At 72.5% G+C, this 17082-nt stretch carries 17 protein-coding genes; 15 read left to right on the forward strand and 2 right to left on the reverse strand.

The annotated features are described in order from the left end of the window. The first annotated feature begins 33 nt into the window (after positions 1-33). The 12 genes from glmS to tsaD all read left to right on the forward strand — a co-directional run bounded on the left by glmS (position 34) and on the right by tsaD (position 11716). Positions 34-1875 carry a glutamine--fructose-6-phosphate transaminase (isomerizing) gene (gene glmS, locus R9X44_RS01130; protein WP_319812019.1) on the forward strand — a complete coding sequence of 614 codons (1842 nt, stop codon included), beginning with the start codon at positions 34-36 and terminating at the stop codon, positions 1873-1875. Positions 1876-1969: 94 nt separating this feature from the next. After that, positions 1970-2938, forward strand: coding sequence for an ABC transporter ATP-binding protein (locus tag R9X44_RS01135; protein WP_319812020.1), 969 nt, complete (start codon positions 1970-1972; stop codon positions 2936-2938). A gap of 1 nt (position 2939) precedes the next feature. Next, positions 2940-4022, forward strand: coding sequence for an ABC transporter permease (locus R9X44_RS01140; RefSeq protein ID WP_319812021.1), 1083 nt, complete (start codon positions 2940-2942; stop codon positions 4020-4022). Between the two features lie 21 nt (positions 4023-4043). Continuing rightward, entirely contained in the window at positions 4044-4397 is a 354-nt protein-coding gene (locus R9X44_RS01145) for a holo-ACP synthase (protein WP_319812022.1), read from the forward strand. Between the two features lie 72 nt (positions 4398-4469). Beyond that, positions 4470-5969: an NAD(P)H-hydrate dehydratase gene (locus tag R9X44_RS01150; RefSeq protein WP_319812023.1), complete on the forward strand. Its 1500-nt coding sequence runs from the start codon at positions 4470-4472 to the stop codon at positions 5967-5969. 64 nt (positions 5970-6033) lie between these two features. After that, entirely contained in the window at positions 6034-7146 is a 1113-nt protein-coding gene (alr, locus tag R9X44_RS01155; protein ID WP_319812024.1) for an alanine racemase, read from the forward strand. Positions 7147-7172: 26 nt separating this feature from the next. Continuing rightward, positions 7173-8246, forward strand: coding sequence for an alpha/beta hydrolase (locus R9X44_RS01160; RefSeq protein WP_319812025.1), 1074 nt, complete (start codon positions 7173-7175; stop codon positions 8244-8246). After that, on the forward strand, positions 8243-8710 hold the full coding sequence (tsaE, locus tag R9X44_RS01165; RefSeq protein ID WP_413774889.1) for a tRNA (adenosine(37)-N6)-threonylcarbamoyltransferase complex ATPase subunit type 1 TsaE: 468 nt from the start codon (positions 8243-8245) through the stop codon (positions 8708-8710). Before R9X44_RS01160 ends, tsaE begins: the two co-directional genes overlap by 4 nt. A 152-nt stretch (positions 8711-8862) precedes the next feature. Further along, positions 8863-9543, forward strand: coding sequence for a hypothetical protein (locus R9X44_RS01170; RefSeq protein WP_319812026.1), 681 nt, complete (start codon positions 8863-8865; stop codon positions 9541-9543). Positions 9544-9570: 27 nt separating this feature from the next. Further along, a complete protein-coding gene (tsaB, locus tag R9X44_RS01175) occupies positions 9571-10239 on the forward strand; it encodes a tRNA (adenosine(37)-N6)-threonylcarbamoyltransferase complex dimerization subunit type 1 TsaB (RefSeq protein ID WP_319812027.1) in 669 nt (222 codons plus the stop codon). Further along, a complete protein-coding gene (rimI, locus tag R9X44_RS01180; RefSeq protein ID WP_413774890.1) occupies positions 10236-10691 on the forward strand; it encodes a ribosomal protein S18-alanine N-acetyltransferase in 456 nt (151 codons plus the stop codon). Before tsaB ends, rimI begins: the two co-directional genes overlap by 4 nt. Continuing rightward, positions 10688-11716, forward strand: coding sequence for a tRNA (adenosine(37)-N6)-threonylcarbamoyltransferase complex transferase subunit TsaD (gene tsaD, locus R9X44_RS01185; protein ID WP_319812028.1), 1029 nt, complete (start codon positions 10688-10690; stop codon positions 11714-11716). The genes rimI and tsaD overlap by 4 nt, the downstream gene beginning before the upstream one ends. Here tsaD and R9X44_RS01190 read toward each other — a convergent pair whose 3' ends face one another. Beyond that, the gene (locus tag R9X44_RS01190) at positions 11717-13222 is read right to left on the reverse strand and encodes an ATP-binding SpoIIE family protein phosphatase (protein WP_319812029.1); all 1506 of its coding nucleotides are present in this window, start codon (positions 13220-13222) and stop codon (positions 11717-11719) included. 2 nt (positions 13223-13224) lie between these two features. Beyond that, complete coding sequence (locus tag R9X44_RS01195) at positions 13225-13854, reverse strand: class I SAM-dependent DNA methyltransferase (RefSeq protein ID WP_413774891.1); 630 nt, start codon at positions 13852-13854, stop codon at positions 13225-13227. Between the two features lie 192 nt (positions 13855-14046). Between R9X44_RS01195 and R9X44_RS01200 the strand changes: the two genes are divergently transcribed. The 3 genes from R9X44_RS01200 (at position 14047) to R9X44_RS01210 (ending at position 17062) form a co-directional block, all read left to right on the forward strand. Beyond that, the gene (locus tag R9X44_RS01200) at positions 14047-15510 is read left to right on the forward strand and encodes an FAD-binding protein (RefSeq protein ID WP_319812031.1); all 1464 of its coding nucleotides are present in this window, start codon (positions 14047-14049) and stop codon (positions 15508-15510) included. Positions 15511-15596: 86 nt separating this feature from the next. Beyond that, positions 15597-16787, forward strand: coding sequence for a methyltransferase, FxLD system (gene fxlM, locus R9X44_RS01205; protein WP_319812032.1), 1191 nt, complete (start codon positions 15597-15599; stop codon positions 16785-16787). A gap of 110 nt (positions 16788-16897) precedes the next feature. Then, positions 16898-17062 (forward strand): hypothetical protein, encoded by a 165-nt coding sequence (locus R9X44_RS01210; RefSeq protein ID WP_319812033.1) that lies wholly within the window; start codon positions 16898-16900, stop codon positions 17060-17062. Positions 17063-17082 lie beyond the last annotated feature (20 nt).

The following is a 17082-nucleotide window of genomic DNA, read 5'->3' on the forward strand; positions in this document are numbered from 1 at the left end:
GTCTTTGACGGATCGACAGATAGTGTGGCGTTCATGTGCGGAATCGTGGGTTACGTCGGTGGTCAGCAGGCCGAGCAGGTCGTCGTTGACGGGCTGGCGCGGCTTGAGTACCGGGGATACGACTCGGCGGGCATCGCGCTCGTCGTGGAGGGGAAGCTGGCGACGGCCAAGAAGGCCGGCAAGCTGATCAACCTCCGCAAGGTGCTGGAGGAGGAGCCGCCGCCGGCGTCGACGGTGGGGCTCGGGCACACCAGGTGGGCCACGCACGGCGCGCCGAACGACACCAACGCCCACCCGCACGTCGACTGCGTCGGCAGGGTCGCGGTGATCCACAACGGGATCATCGAGAACTTCGCGCCGCTGCGCGCCGAGCTGACCGAGCGCGGGCACGCGTTCACCTCCGAGACCGACACCGAGGTCGTCGCGCACCTGCTCGAGGAGCTGGTGGGCGAGCACGGGCTGCCCGAGGCGATGCGCCGGGTGTGCCGCCGCCTCGAGGGCGCGTACACGCTCGTCGCGGTCGACGCCCAGGACCCCGAGGTCGTCGTCGGCGCGCGCCGGAACTCGCCGCTGGTGGTCGGCAAGGGCGTCGGGGAGAACTTCCTGGCCTCCGACGTAGCGGCCTTCATCGAGCACACCCGCGACGCGATCGAGCTGGGCCAGGACCAGGTGGTGGAGCTGCGCCGTGAGGGCGTGACCGTCACCGACTACGACGGGCGTCCGGCCGAGGTCCGCGAGTACCACGTCGACTGGGACGTGTCCGCCGCCGAGAAGGGCGGTTATGACGCGTTCATGCTGAAGGAGATCGCCGAGCAGCCGCGCGCGGTGGCTGACACGCTGCTGGGCAGGATCGGCACCGACGGCCGCCTGCACCTTGACGAGATGCGCATCACCGACGAGCAGCTCCGCGAGATCGACAAGATCATCATCATCGCCTGCGGCACGTCCTACCACGCGGGCATGATCGCCAAGTACGCGATCGAGCACTGGGCGGGCGTCCCGTGCGAGGTCGAGCTGGCCAGCGAGTTCCGCTACCGCGACCCGATCCTCACCAAGACCACGCTGGTGATCGCGATCTCCCAGTCGGGCGAGTCGATGGACACGCTGATGGCGGTCAGGCACGCGCGCGAGCAGAAGGCCCGCGTGCTGTGCATCTGCAACGTCAACGGCTCGACGATGCCGCGTGAGTGCGACGGCGTCCTGTACACGCACGCGGGCCCCGAGGTGGGCGTCGCGGCGACCAAGACGTTCCTCACCCAGCTCGTCGCGGTCTACCTGATCGCCCTGTACATCGCGCAGGTGCGCGGCACCAAGTGGGGCGACGAGGTCTTCGCGATGGTCCAGCTGCTCGGGTCGATGCCGGAGAAGGTGGAGAAGGTCCTTGAGACGATGGAGCCGGTCCGTGAGCTGGCCCGCTCCCTCGCCGACGAGAAATCGGTGCTGTTCCTTGGCCGTCACGTGGGCTACCCGGTGGCGCTTGAGGGCGCGCTGAAGCTCAAGGAGCTGGCGTACATGCACGCCGAGGGTTTCGCGGCGGGCGAGCTGAAGCACGGGCCGATCGCGCTGATCGAGGACGGCCTCCCGGTGATCGTCGTGGTGCCGCCGCGCGCCCGCGACGTGCTGCACGACAAGATCGTCTCCAACATCCAGGAGATCAGGGCGCGGGGGGCGCGCACGATCGTCATCGCCGAGGAGGGCGACGACTCGGTCGCGCCGTACTCGGACACGCTGATCGAGGTCCCTGCGGTCCCGACGCTGCTCCAGCCGCTGGTGACGACGATCCCGCTCCAGGTCTTCTCGTGCGAGCTGGCGACGGCCAAGGGCCACGACGTGGACCAGCCGCGCAACCTGGCCAAGTCCGTCACGGTGGAATAAGGCGGAACTTTCCCGACCTTTCCGCTGTCTGATCCGTAGGGATCGGACGGCGGGAGGGCGGACTGTGCTGGAGTGCGGTGTCATCGCACGCGGGGTGCGACGGTCGTTCGGCGACGTGAAGGTCCTCGACGGCCTCGACCTCACCGCCCCCTACGGCAAGGTGACGGGCCTGGTCGGCGCGAACGGCGCGGGCAAGACGACCCTGCTGCTGATCCTCGCGACCCTCCTTGCCCCCGACGACGGCGAGATCACCGTCGCGGGCCTCGACGCCCGCGCCAGGCCGCGTGAGGCGCGCGAGCTGCTCGGCTGGATGCCCGACACGTTCGGCGTCTACGACCGCCTGACGGTCGCCGAGTACCTCGACTTCTTCGCCGACGCCCACGGCCTCCGCCCCCGCGCCGGGGCCGCGCGGACCGCCGAGCTGCTGACGCTGATGGGCCTTGAGCCGTGGGCCCGTCAGCCGGTGCACCTGCTGTCGCGGGGCCAGAAGCAAAGGTTGGGCCTCGCCCGCGCGCTGGTGCACCGCCCGAAGGTGCTGCTCCTTGACGAGCCCGCCTCTGGCCTCGACCCGCGCGCGCGGATCGGCCTGCGTGACGTGCTGCGCGGCCAGGCCGCCGAGGGCGTCGCGGTGCTGGTCTCCAGCCACATCCTGGCCGAGCTCGAGGAGATCGCCGACCGGGTGGCGCTGGTGGCGGGCGGCCGCTCCGAGGGCGAGTGGGAGATCGGCGACCTGCTGACGGCAAGGCGCGGCATGTGGCGGCTCCGCGCCCTCGACGGCCCCGCCGCGGCCGCCGCCCTCGACCGCGCGGACGTCCCGCACCAGCCCGCCCCCGGCGGACGCGGCCTGGACCTCGGCCCCCTCGACGAGCCCGAGGCCGCCGACGTCCTCGCCGGACTCGTCACGGCAGGCGTACAGGTCGTCGCCTTCGGCCCGGTGGGCGGCGCACTGGAATCGGCTTTCCTCTCCCTCGCCGAGACGACCGCGCAGCCGGACGACGGCGGCCCCCCGAGCCGGCAGCCCCCCGCCCTCCCCGACGGCTTCGGCCCCCGAGAGGTGATCTGACATGGCGGACGCACCGACCAAGCCGGACGCACCGACCAAGCCGACCAAGCCGTACAGGGCGATAGGGCTGCACGGCGTCCTCGTCGTCGCCCGCCAGGAGTTCCGCACCCGCGTGCGGACAGGCCGGTGGAAGACCCTCCTTGCCGTCTGGTTCGTGGTCCTCGCCCTGATCACCGGCGCGCTGTCCCTCGGTTTCGCCGACGAGGAGGGCTGGGGCGTCGGCGTCTTCGTCGTGCTGCTCTCCTTCGTCCTGCTGCTGACCATGGTGGTCTCGCCCGCGCTCGCCGCCCAGACGATCAACGGCGACCGTGAGCGCGGCACCCTCGCGATGCTGCAGATCACCAGGCTGACCCCCGCCGAGATCGCCGCGGGCAAGCTGCTCGCGGCGTGGGGCGCGGGCCTCGCGGTGCTTGTGGTGACGCTGCCGTTCATCCTGTGGCCGGTGCTGACGGGCGCGGTCGGCGTCCACTCCGCAGTGGTCTCGCTCGTGGTGACGGCGCTGCTCATGGGCGTCGTCTGCGCGATCTCCCAGTTCTTCTCGGCGGTGGTCGCGCGCGGCGTCACCTCGATGCTGCTGTCCTATCTGACGGTGTTCGCCCTGATCTTCGGCACGTTGATCCTGAACGCGATGGCGGCGGTCGTCTCCGCCGAACTCTTCAAGCGCTCGGGTGAGGACCATGGAGGGTGGACCTGGTGGCTGCTCGCCCCGAACCCGTTCGTGGTGCTGGCCGACGCGACCCCGAGCCTGCCGCACGAGGTGAACTGCGAGAAGTTCGAGGGCCCCGTCTACGACGGCCCGGAGACGTCCTACGCCGAGCGCGAGGTCTGCGTCCGGGTCGGCTCGGACCTCGACCTGTTCGGCGACATCAGCGAGACGATGCGCGAGATGCGGCGCGGCGACGACCGCGACGACTACCACGAGAGCGACAGTTTCGCCCCCGGCGAGGAGCCGGGGAACCCGGGCCCGATCTGGTACTACGGCCTCGGCTTCGACCTGGCCCTGGCGGCGGGCGCGTTCACGGTCACCGTGCGGCGGCTGCGCGTGCCCGTCGAGGCGGTCCCGCGCGGGGTCCGCATCGCCTGACGCCGTCGGTACGCTCGTGGGGTGATCGTGGGCATGGGGATCGACGTGGTCGACGTGGCACGGTTCGCCGCGTCCCTCCAGCGGACGCCGAAGCTCGCCGAACGGCTCTTCACCGAGTCCGAACGCGGCCTCCCGGTGCGTTCCCTCGCGGCGAGGTTCGCGGCCAAGGAGGCCCTGGCCAAGGCCCTTGGCGCGCCCGGCGGCCTGCTGTGGACCGACGCCGAGATCCGCCGCGCCCCCTCGGGACGCCCTTCCCTGCACGTCAGGGGCACGATCGAGGCGGTCGCGGAAGCCCTCGGGATCACCGTCTGGCATGTGTCGCTCAGCCATGACGGCGGCATCGCGACCGCGATGGTGATCGCCGAAGCCGTCTGAACGGGTCTGAACGGGTAGGACGCGGAAAGAGGGCCCGAACGCGGGCGAGGCAGGGCACTTCAGGAGGCGGCGGTGCGGTACGCGCACGCGGTGGACGAGGTACGGGCCGCTGAGGCGGCGCTCATGGCGCGGCTGCCCGAGGGCACGCTGATGCAGCGCGCGGCCGCGGGGCTCGCCTCGGTGTGCGCCCAGCTGCTCGGCCGCCTGTACGGGTCGCGGGTGCTGCTGCTGGTCGGCAGCGGCGACAACGGCGGCGACGCCCTGTATGCGGGCGCGCGCCTGGCCCGCAGGGGAGCCCACGTGACGGCCGCGCTGGCCGCCCCGAAGGCGCACGCCGACGCCCTGACCGCCTTCCGCCAGGCGGGGGGCCGCGTCATCGATCACACCCGCCTGGAACCCCTGCTCACCGCGCGGCACCCCTTCCAGGGCACCGACCTGGTGATCGACGGCCTCACCGGCATAGGCGGCCGAGGTTCCCTGCGCGGCCTGTACGGCGCGCTGGTAGCCGCCCTGCCCGACGACGCCGCCGTCGTGGCCTGCGACGTCCCCAGCGGCGTCGACGCCGACACCGGCGAGGTCGCGGGCGAGGCGGTCCGCGCCGACGTCACCGTCACCTTCGGCACCCTCAAGCCGGGCCTGCTCATCGACCCCGGCGCTGATCACGCGGGCGTCGTGGAGCTGATCGACATCGGCCTGTCCGGCCTGCCCGCCCCGACGGTGATCGCCCCCTCAACGTCCGACGTGCGCCCGCCGCGCCCGGCCGCCGAGACCGACAAGTACCGGCGCGGCGTCGTCGGCGTGATCGCGGGCGGCTCCCACTACACGGGCGCGGCCCTGCTCTCGGTCGGCTCGGCGCTGCGCGGCGGCGCGGGCATGGTCAGGTTCGCTTCGGCCGCCCGCGTGGTCGGCCTCGTGGAAGCGCGCTGGCCGGAGACCGTAACGGCGGTCCTGCCGGACGACGGGGAGCCCGATCTCGAAGCCGTCGGGCGCGTCCAGGCATGGGTGGTCGGCCCGGGCCTGGGCGTTGACGAGCGCGGCGAACGCCTGGTCAAGGCGGTCCTGCGCACCGACGTCCCCGTCCTCGTCGACGCCGACGGCCTCACCGTCCTCGCCGAACTCCCGGCGGGGGAGCGCCGCGCCCTCCTCGACCGCCCGGCCGCGACCCTCCTCACCCCGCACGCGGGCGAGCTGTCCCGGCTGACGAACACCGGCCGCGACCAGATCGAGGCGCGCAGGCTCGCCAGCGTCCGCGCGGCAGCCGCCGACCTCGGCGTGACGGTCCTGCTGAAGGGCTCCACGACCCTGGTGGCCGATCCCGGCGGTCCCGTCAGGGCGAATCTCACAGGGACGCCCTGGCTGGCCACGGCGGGCTCCGGCGACGTCCTGTCCGGCCTCGCCGGGTCCCTGCTCGCCCAGGGCGTCAGCGCCGTCGACGCCGGGGCCTGGGCCGCCCACCTGCACGGACTCGCCGCCCGGATCGCCGCCGCGCCCCGCCGCGACCGCGCGCCCGCCCCGATCACCGCCGAGGACGTGCTCGCCGCGCTGCCCGAGGCGTTCGCGCAACTGCCCTGAGCTGCGCCGACCCGCCCCCGCGACGGGTCCGACCGGCCCGCGTCGTGCGGCAGACTTGGGGACCATGACGCATCCGACGCGCGCGCTGGTGGACCTGTCGGCCATCCGGGACAATGTGCGGCTGCTCGCCGAGGCGGCGGGCCGCCCGGTGATGGCGATGGTCAAGGCCGACGCGTACGGCCACGGGGCAGTCCCGGTCGCGCGGGCCGCGCTCGACGCGGGCGCGACATGGCTCGGCGTCGCGTTCGCCGACGAGGCGCTGGCGCTGCGCGCTGCGGGGATCACCGCGCCGCTGCTCGCCGGGGTCTGCCCCCCGGGAGCCGATCTTGTGGCCGCGATCAAGGCCGAGGTAGATCTCGGCGTCGGGTCGATCCGCCTGGTCCGCGAGGCGGCCGACGCCGCCGTCGCGGCGGGACGCCCCGCGCGCGTCCATCTGAAGGCCGACACCGGCATGTCGCGCGGCGGGCAGACCGTCCAGGGCTGGCCCGCGCTGGTCGAGGCGGCGCTGAAGGCCGAGGCCGAGGGGTCGGTCCGGATCATCGGGATCTGGTCGCACATGGCGTGCTCCGACGAGCCGGAGCACCCGTCGGTGGCCGGGCAGACCGCCGCCTTCGCGGAGATGGTCCGCTATGCAGAGAACGCCGGGGTGCGCCCTGAGCTGCGGCATCTGGCGAACTCCTCGGCCGCCCTGCACCTGCCGGACACCCGCTGGGACCTCGTGCGGCCCGGCATCGCGATCTACGGCCTGAACCCCGCGCCCGCGCTGCCCGACCCCGGGCTGCGGCCCGCGATGACCGTCACCTCGACGGTGACCGTCGCCAAACGCGTCCCCAAAGGCTCGGGAGTCTCCTACGGTCATCAGTACACGACCGAGCGGGAGACGACGGTCGCGCTGGTCCCGGCCGGATACGCCGACGGGGTCCCGCGCGCGGGCAGCGGCATCCTCGAGGTCCTGGCGGCCGGTGCCCGCCGCAGGATCGCCGGACGGGTCTGCATGGACCAGTTCGTCCTCGACGTCGGCGACGACGCGGTCGCCGAGGGCGACGAGGTCGTCCTGTTCGGCCCCGGCGACCGGGGCGAGGCGACCGCGACGGACTGGGCCGAGGCCGTCGGCACCGTCTCCTACGAGATCGTGACACGTCTGGGCGGGCGGGTCCCGCGCGTCCACACGGGCTGACCTGACCGCACTCGCCGGAGGACGACTTGGACGGACGGAGCAGAAGAAGGCTCGGCATCGCCGGAGCCGTCGCGGGTATCGGCGCTGCCGGGTTCGGCGCGGCGATCGCGGCCCGCCAGTACGCCGTGGGCAGGGTCCGCGCCCAGCCCGACCCGGAGGCCGCCGAGCCGTTCGGCCGCCCGCGCGGCGACTCCCTGACGGTCCTGGCCGACGACGGCCTCCCGCTGCACGTGGAGGTCGAGGAGGCAGTCTCGGGCAGCCAGGACGCCCCCACGCTGGTGTTCTGCCACGGCTACTGCCTCGACCTGCACACCTGGCACTACCAGCGCCGCGACCTCACCGAGTTCCGGCGGATCGCCTGGGACCAGCGCAGCCACGGCAAGTCGGGCCGCAGCGACCCCCGGCACGCGACGATCGACCAGACCGGCGCGGACCTCGCCGCCGTCCTGCGCGCCACGGTCGGCGCGGACGAGCCGGTGGTCCTGCTCGGCCACTCCATGGGCGGCATGACGGTGATGGCGTTCGCCGAACGGCACCCCGACGAGTTCGGCGGCAGGGTCCGCGGCGTCGGCCTGGTCAACACCTCGATGGGCGACATCCAGCAGATGACGTTGGGCCTGCCGCTGATCCTCGCCAAGGCCGCCCGCCCGCTCACCCCCGGGATCATCAAGGGGCTGAGCAGGCGCGGCGCGCTGGTGGACTCGTCCCGGAAGATCGGCGCTGACCTGGCGTTCTGGGTGATCCGCAGGATGGGGTTCGCCGACAGGTCGGTGAGCCCGACGGTCGTGGACTTCGTGGAGCGGATGATCAGGGCGACCCCGTTCGAGGTGATCGCCGAGTTCTACCCGACCCTGATCGGGCACGACAAACGCGCCGCCCTCGCCGTCCTGGACAAGGTCCCGGCGCTGGTCATGACGGGTGACGCCGATCTGCTGACGCCCGCCGCGCAGGGCGCGCAGATCGCCGAGGGGCTGTCCGACGTGGCGTACGACGCGGTCGAGACCGCGGGCCACCTGCTGCCGATGGAGCACCACGCCCGGGTGACCGCGGCGATCCGGACGCTCGCCGCGCGCGCGGCGGGCCGGGGGAGGAGCGAGTGAAGGTGCGGATCGACACCGCCGAGCGGATGCACTCCCTCGGCCTGGCCCTCGGCGGGCTGCTGCGCGCGGGCGACCTCGTCGTCCTGTCCGGCGGCCTCGGCGCGGGCAAGACCACGCTGACGAGGGGCATCGGCGAGGGCCTTGACGTGCGCGGGCCGGTGACCTCGCCCACTTTTGTCATCGCCCGGGTCCACCCGCCGCTCGGCGACGGGCCGCCGCTGGTCCACGTCGACGCCTACCGCCTCGGCGGCTTCGCCGAGGTGGATGATCTCGACCTCGACGCCGACCTCGCCGCCGCCGTCACCGTCGTGGAGTGGGGCGAGGGGCTGGTGGAGGGCCTGTCGGAGGACAGGCTGGAGATCAGGATGAGCCGGATCGGCGACTCCGAGTCCCGCGAGGTGCTGATCACGGGCGTGGGACCCCGTTGGGACATGTCCGACTGGAACGGGATCGTTCCAGATTAGATAGCTACCGCCTGGTACTCCCGGTTTCCTGTTTAGGTGTCGTAACCTCTAGCGAACATCTTCGATAAGGAAGTGCTTTCCCGGTACAAGACGGGTATGGGAGTCCTCCAGTGGGTGGTCAGAGGCGTAGAAGCACCGGATCCGAGCGGAGCATGGCGATCCTGCTCGCCGGCGCGCTCACCGGTGTGCTCGTGGTGTGTGCGATAGCCGGGCTGTTCATCCTCCGTAACGCCAGCGGCGGCGACCCCACGCAGCTCGCGCCCGGCGCGAGCCACCAGGCCGCGCCGTCCGACGGCGACGCCGAGGGGGCCGAGGGGTTCGTCCCGCTCGACGGGCCCCCGGACGCGTGCTCGATCCTCGCCGAGACCCCCGCCAAGCTCGTCCCCGGCAGCGAGCCGACCCCCGCGACCGCCACCGACACCGCGACCTCGGTCCGCTGCGCCTGGGGCGACGTCGGGCTCGGCGACGACCCGCGCGAGCTGTCCGTCGAGCTGCGCAGCGTCGTCGGGGCCGACCCCGTCAAGGACGCCGAGGCCCAGTTCGCCGAGGAGCACGACAGCGACAAGGCGGGCGACAACCTGCTGCCCGGCCAGCGCCAGCGCCACTTCGGCGACCTCGACGGCGTCGGCGACCGCGCCTACGTCAGGTACCTCACCGAGACGGCGTTCTCCCAGGGGATCGTGAACGCGCGGATCGGCAACATCCTCGTCACCGTCTCCTACGGCGGCAGCAAGGACGACAACACGCCGCTGTCCCAGGACACCTGCGTGAAGGGCGCGACCGACGCCGCCGCCAAGGCCGTCGAGGCGATCAAGAAGATGGGATCGGCCTGACCCGACCGCCGTATAGGCTTGACGGTCGTGCTGGTACTGGCTTTCGACACCGCGACCTCGGCGGTCACCGCCGCGCTCTACGAGTGGTTCCCCGGCGACCCCGCGCGCGAGCTCGCGGCCGTCTCCGGGACCGACCGGCAGCGGCACGCCGAGGTGCTGTCGCCGTCGATCTCCCGGGTCCTCGCCGAGGCGGGGGCGGCTCCGGGCGATCTCGACGCGGTCGCCGTCGGGGTGGGCCCCGGCCCCTACACGGGCCTGCGGGTGGGCCTGGCCACCGCCGACGCCCTGGGCAACGCGCTGCGCGTCCCCGTCCACGGGGTCTGCACGCTCGACGCCGTCGCCTGGGCGAGCGGGCGCACGTCGCCGTTCGTGGTGGCCACCGACGCGCGCAGGAAAGAGGTCTACTGGGCGCGCTACGACGCCTACGACAGGCGGGTGAGCGAGCCGTCCGTCGGCCCCGCCGCCGACGCCGCCGTCTGCGGGCTCCCGGCGATCGGGGAGGGCGCTGCGCTGTACGCGGCGGCCTTCGGCGGCGCCGGGCCCGAGGCGGTGCCGCCGACGGCGTCGGCGATCGCGGAGATCGCCATCAGCCGCCTCGCGGGCAGGCCGGGCCTGCCGCTGCTGCCGCCCGACCCGCTCTACCTGCGCCGCCCCGACGCCCAGGAGATCGGCGCGCGGAAGAAGGCGAGCCAGTGACCGAGGCGAAGATCAGGCCGATGACCGTCGCGGACCTTCCGGCGGCGCTGCGGCTTGAGCACGAGCTGTTCGGCGACGAGTCATGGACCGAGGGCATGCTCCGTGAGGAGCTCGAAGCCGTCCCGCACGCCAGGCACTATGTGGTGCTTGAGCATGAGGGCGAGGTCGTCGGGTACGCGGGGCTGGCCAGCGCGGGCGACGAGGGCGACGTCCAGACCATCGGGGTCGCCGCCGCAAGCCAGGGCCACGGCCTCGGCGCGGCCCTGCTCACCGAGCTGCTCACCGAGGCCGCCCGGCGCGGCTGCCGCAGGGTCTTCCTCGAGGTCCGCGCCGACAACGAGCCCGCCCAGCGGCTGTACGACAGGTTCGGGTTCGTCCGGATCGGCGTGCGCAAACGCTACTACCAGCCGTCCGGCGTGGACGCGATCGTGATGCGGAGGGACGAGAAATGACCGAACCCCTGGTGCTCGGCATCGAGACCTCCTGCGACGAGACCGGCATCGGCATCGTGCGCGGCCACACCCTGCTCGCCGACACCGTCGCCTCAAGCGTCGAGGAGCACGTTCGCTTCGGCGGCGTCGTCCCCGAGGTCGCCAGCCGCGCCCACCTCGAGGCGATGACCCCGACGATCGAGCGCGCCCTCGCCGAGGCGGGCGTCGCCCTGTCCGACCTCGACGCGATCGCCGTCACCGCGGGCCCCGGCCTCGCGGGCGCGCTGATGGTCGGCGTCGCCGCGGCCAAGGCGTACGCCCTCGCGCTGGGCAAGCCCCTGTACGGCGTGAACCACCTCGCCGCCCACGTCGCGGTCGACCAGCTGGAGCACGGCCCGCTGCCCAAACCGTGCGTCTCCCTCCTGGTCTCCGGCGGCCACTCCTCCCTCCTGCTGGTCCCCGACGTGGCCCGCGACGTCCGCCCCCTCGGCTCGACCGTCGACGACGCCGCGGGCGAAGCCTTCGACAAGGTCGCCCGAGTCCTCGACCTGGGCTTCCCCGGCGGCCCCATCATCGACCGCACGGCCCGCGCCGGCGACCCCTCCGCCATCGCCTTCCCCCGCGGCAAGATGGACGACGGCACCTACGACTTCTCCTTCTCCGGCCTCAAGTCCGCGGTAGCCCGCTGGGTAGAAGCCAAAGAACGCGCAGGCCACCCCGTCCCCATCGCCGACGTAGCCGCCTCCTTCCAGGAAGCCGTAGTCGACGTCCTCACCCGCAAGGCCATAGCCGTCTGCAAGGACAACGGCGTAGACCACCTCCAAATCGGCGGCGGCGTGGCCGCCAACTCCCGCCTCCGCGAAATGGCAGCCCAACGCTGCGAAAAAGCCGGCATCCGCCTCCGCGTCCCCCGCCCCGGCCTCTGCACCGACAACGGCGCCATGGTCGCCGCCCTAGGCGCCGAACTAGTCTCCGCCAACCTAGAAGACTCCCGCCTAGACATCCCCGCCGACTCCTCCCTCCCGGTCACCACGGTCCGGCTGTAGTCAGACGGTCAGTTCGAACCAGACGATTTTGCCGGAGGCGGTGCGGGTGGCGCCCCAGCGGCGGGCTAGGCGGGAGACGAGTTGGAGGCCGCGGCCGCCTTCGTCGTCTTCGTGGGCGTCGCGGAGGACGGGGAGGGTGTATTCGTCGTCCATGACCTCGACCAGGAGGTGTTCGGTCTGGACGAGGCGGAGTTCGATGGGGCGGCCGGCGAAGCGGACGGCGTTGGTGACGACCTCGGTCGCCAGGAGCTCGGTGATCTCGATCTGGTCGGCGAGGTTCCAGGCGGTGAGGGTGGCGCGGATGAGGCGGCGGATGCGGGCCGGGGTGGTGCGGCGGGGCTCCAGCATCCAGCGGGCGACGTTCGCGGCGGGGATGCCGGTGAGGTCGGCCATGAGGACGGCGACGTCGTCGCTTCTGTCGTCTATCTGCAGGTGGCGCAGGACGTCGTCGCACTGGGCGTCGAGGGTGAGGCGGCGGCCGTCGAGCGCGGTGCGGAGCTGTTCAAGGCCCGTGGTGATGTCCTGGCCGCGCACCTCCACGAGGCCGTCGGTGCACAGGACGAGCCTGTCGCCGTCGTGGACGGGCACCTCGATCGGCTCGAACGCGACGCCGCCGACGCCGATCGGCACGCCCTCGGGCACGTCGAGGAGTTCGGCGCGGCCGTCGGCGCGCACGAGGATCGGCGGGAGGTGCCCGGCGTTGGCGAACGTGCAGCGCCGCGCGACGGGGTCGTAGACGGCGTACATGCAGGTCGCGAGGTGGTTCTCGCCGAGGCCCTGGGCGAGCCCGTCGAGTTGGCGGAGCACCTGGTCGGGCGGCAGGTCGAGGGCGGCGAGGGTCTGCACCGACGTGCGGAGCTGGCCCATGATCGCCGCCGAGCGCATCCCGTGGCCCATGACGTCGCCGACGACGAGCGCGACCCGGCTGCCGGGCAGGCCGATCGCGTCGAACCAGTCGCCGCCGACGCGGGCGTGGTCGCTGGCCGGGAGGTAGCGGTGGGTGATCTCGACCCCGGCGAAGCGCGGCAGCCGGTTGGGCAGCATGCTGCGCTGGAGGGTGTCGGCGGCGGCCGCCTCCTGCCGGTAGCGGTGCGCGTTGTCGGCGGCGAGGGCGGCCTGGGCGACGAGCTGCTCGGCCATGAGCGCGTCGATCTCGTCGTCGCCGTGGCCGTCGAGGAGGACCGCGCCGAGGGTCCGGCCGCGCACGCGCATCGGGAGGGCGAGCAGCGTCCCGTCACGCAGCGCCGTACCGGACGCGTAAGCGCGCTGGGCCGCCTCGTCGGGCTGCTTGGGGCCCGCGACGAGCCGGAGGTCGTCGCCGAAGTCGGCGCGCTGGCCGAACAGGCTCTCCTGGAGGTACACGGTCGCGCTGCCCGCGAGGCGCGGCACGAGCGCGCTCACCAGCGACCGCGCGGTCTCGGCGGGGTCGAGCCGGGTGCCGATCCGCGCCGCGGCCTCGCCGAGGAAGGCCAGGCGCTCCTTCAGACCGTCGGCGGCGTCGCTCACGGTCACACCCGGCGGCAGTTGTAGAAGAGCTGGATCTCCGGGACGGCCTGGGTCGTGGCCGGCGCGTAGCTGAGGACGTTCTCCTCCTCGATCACGAACCCGGCGGCCTCGACGGCGTCGCGCAGCTCGTCGCGCAGCAGGCCGGAGACCAGCACCTCCTGGCCGAGGAACGGGATCGGGAACTCCTCGAGGTCGGCCTCGACCATCGACAGGCAGAACAGGCCGCCCGGCTTCAGCAGGCGGTGGATCAGCTCGAGGGACTGCGGGATGCCGGGGAGCGGGAGCATGAGCAGGACGAAGAACGCGACGACGGCGTCATAGGAGCCGGTGACGTCGCGGAGGTCGTCCTGACGGAAGGCCGCCTCGGGGACGTTGCGGGCGGCGATCCTGACCATCTCGGCGCTGAGGTCGACGCCGGTGACGGCGTGGCCGGCGTCGGCGATCTGCCGCGCCGTCGGCAGGCCGGTGCCGCAGCCGAGGTCGAGCACGCGCGCGCCGGGCGACAGCCGGTCGAGCAGCCACGCACCCGCGGCGACCTGGCCTTCCTTGTGCGGGAACGCCTCGTCGTAACGGGCGCCGATCACGTCGAACGCCTCAGCGTGGCGTCTTTCTCGTTCAGCCCACTTGGTCACTGCGCAGGGTCCCTGGGTCGGCTCGGGTGACTCGTCTGACTTGGCGGGTAATGCTGACTTGGCTCACTCTGACCTGGCTGGCCACTTTAGAGGTCTTTGTTGTGAATTGGGGGAAGTTCCCGAATCGGCAGCGTGTGATGTCGGTTTCTTGCGAAGATTCCCAAAGTGGATCTTCCTAAGGAGGCTTCTCCAATGCAGGAACCCGTATCTCACGACCTCAGCCGCCGCTCGATCATGACCGGGCTGGTCGCGGGCGCGCTCGTCGTCGGGCTCGACCCCGTCAGCCGGACCTGGGTCACCGCCGCCAACGCCGCAGGCCCCTTCGACGCCGTCCCGCCCCTCGACGGCACGCTCCGCACCGACGCCGCGTCTTTGGCTGCCGCCGCCGACGACTTCGGACACATCATCAGCCGGACCCCGCTCGCCGTACTCGAACCGGGTTCGGTCGCCGACGTCGCCAAGATGGTGAAGTTCTGCCGGCAGCGCGGCATCAAGGTGGCCGCACGTGGCCAGGGCCACACCACCCACGGCCAGGCGCAGGTCGCCGGCGGGCTCGTCATCGAGACGGGTCCGCTCGACGGCGTCCAGATCCTCGCCGACCGTGCCGTCGTCGGCGGCGGGACCACGTGGAGCGCGCTCGTCCAGGCGTCGCTCGCGCAGGGCCTCACCCCGCCGACCCTCACCGACTACCTCGGCCTGTCCGTCGGCGGCACCCTGTCCAACGGCGGCCTCGGCGGGCAGATCATCCACCACGGCGCGCAGGTCGACAACGTCCTCGAACTCGAGGTCGTCACCGGCAAGGGCGACGTGCTGCGCTGCTCGCCCACCCAGCGCAAGGACCTCTTCGACGCCGTCCGCAGCGGCCTCGGCCAGGTCGGCATCATCACCGAGGCCGTCGTGAAGCTCGCGCCCGCGCCCGCGACCGTCCGCAGGTACAACCTCTACTACCCGAGCGTCGCCGCCCTGACGGCCGCGCAGCGCGCCATGTGCGAGGACGGCCGCTTCGACTACCTCGAGGGCCAGATCGGCATCGTCGAGGGCGGCCACACCTTCCTGATGGAGGCCGTCAAGTACGACGCGACCCCCGCTGACGACACCGCCCTCATCGGCGACCTCACCCATACCTCGGTCACCATCGACGACCTCACCTACTGGGACTTCGCCGACCGCATCGGCCCCATCGTCGACATCCTCAAGGCCATCGGCGAGTGGCAGCGCCCCCACCCGTGGCTCGACAGCATCGTCACGGGCTCCTCGGTCAACTCCCTCGTCACCGAAGCCCTCCCGCAGCTCACCCCCGACAAGGTCGGCCTGAGCGCCGTCATCCTCCTCTACCCCATCCCCACCGCCAAGGTGAAGACCCCCCTCCTCCGCCTGGGCGCAGCCCGCGAACTCCACGAAAAGTACGCCTTCCTCTTCTCCCTCCTCCGCACCTCATCCCCGGGCTCCCTCGACCCCGCCGCCATGCTCGCCCTCAACAAGTCCTTCTACAACAAGTCCCGCCTGCGCGGCGGCGGCTGGTACCCCGTAGGTTCCAACCCCCTAACCAAGCCCGAATGGACCCTCCACTTCGGCCCCACCTACCCCTCCCTGGCCCTGGCCAAAACCAAATACGACCCCACCCGAACCCTCACCCCCGGCCAGGGCATCTTCTAACCCCCACCGCGGGGCCCCACCCCGGGGCCCCGCCCATGCCGGTGAGTTCCCCTTCGAAAGCGTGCGGGTCGGCTACGGTCGCCGAGGTGAGCATCTCAACGAGCGTGAGCGGTCCCGGTGAGCTCCGGATGCGTATGGTCGGACGCCTTGTCGACGCGGGCGTGATCGAGGACGGCCCAGTCGCGGAAGCCATGCGGGCGGTGCCCCGTCACGAGTTCGTGCCCGACGCCGAGCTTCGGGCCGCATACCGCGACGAGGCAGTCGTCACCCATCGGGACCCGGACGGGATCGCGCTCAGTTCGGCGTCCGCGCCGGGGATCGTGGGCGCGATGCTCCGGCAGCTCGACGTCCGAGCCGGGCACCGCGTCCTGGAGATCGGCGCGGGAACGGGCTACAACGCCGCGCTCCTGGACACGCTCGTCGGTCCGGACGGGACGGTCACGACCGTGGACATCCTTCCCGAGGCCGTGCGGGAGGCGCGGGCCCGCCTCGACGCCACGGGCCACACCACGGTCCGCGTGGTGCTCGGTGACGGCGAGTTCGGCGACGCCGCGGGCGGGCCCTACGACCGGATCATCGTCACCGCGGGGGCGTGGGACGTCCCCGCCTCCTGGGCCGCCCAGCTCGCTCCGGACGGCCTCCTCGTGGTGCCGCTGCGGATGCGGGGGCTCACCCGGTCGGTGGCGCTGCGGCGGCGGGGCGACCGGTGGGTGAGCGAGGATTCCGCCGAGTGCGGGTTCGTGCCGATCCAGGGCGCGGGCGCGGTCGCCGAACGCAACATCATGCTCGGGGAGAGCTCCGTGCTGCTGCGGTTCGACGACGACCGGCAGGTTCGGAAGGCGGCGCTCGACGAAGCCCTCGACCGGCCCGCGCACACCCGCTGGACCGGCGTGCGGCCGCCGCGCGGGGAGGCGACGCTCGACTTCTGGCTGATGACGCTGCCCGGGTTCTGCCGTGTCATCCTCATGGACGCCGCCTTCGAGCGCGGCCTGCCCCGCGCCCTGAACGCCTGGGGCAGCATGGGCGCGGTACAGGCCGGAACGTTCGCCTACCTCACCGCCCGAGGACAGGGCGACGCCCGCGAACTCGGGGTGTGCGCGGTGGGCGCCGACGGGGCCGGGCTCGCCGAGGGGGTGGCCGAGCGCGTCCGAGCCTGGGACGCCGAACGCGACAGCCGCGCCCGGATCGAGGTCCACCCGCACGGGGGAGCGCCCGAGAACGCCCGCTGGACCATCGACAAGCGCCACGAACAGGTGTCGGTCATCCTTGAGCCCTGACAGCATGAGTCGCGGCGCGTGTTCCTCTCGGTAGTGTCATTCTTTTCGGGCCTGAGAGTTGCATATCCGGGTCTGGGGAGGACAAGCGTCCCCGGCCTACCGTCGGCCACATGAAGCAGACGACGCCCACCGGGCTCACCGTGTCCGACCCGCACGACCTGTTCGACCTCGACGCGCAGGCCACGCCCATCGCCGACGTCGCCACCGTCATGGCCACCCCTGAGTGCACCAGCAACGGGTGCACTCAGGGCGGAGAGCACGACGGGGAGGACTGACCTCCCGTGCCCGGCCTGTT

Origin of the sequence: Actinocorallia sp. A-T 12471, assembly GCF_033875155.1 — a bacterium.
Lineage (GTDB): Bacteria > Actinomycetota > Actinomycetes > Streptosporangiales > Streptosporangiaceae > Actinocorallia.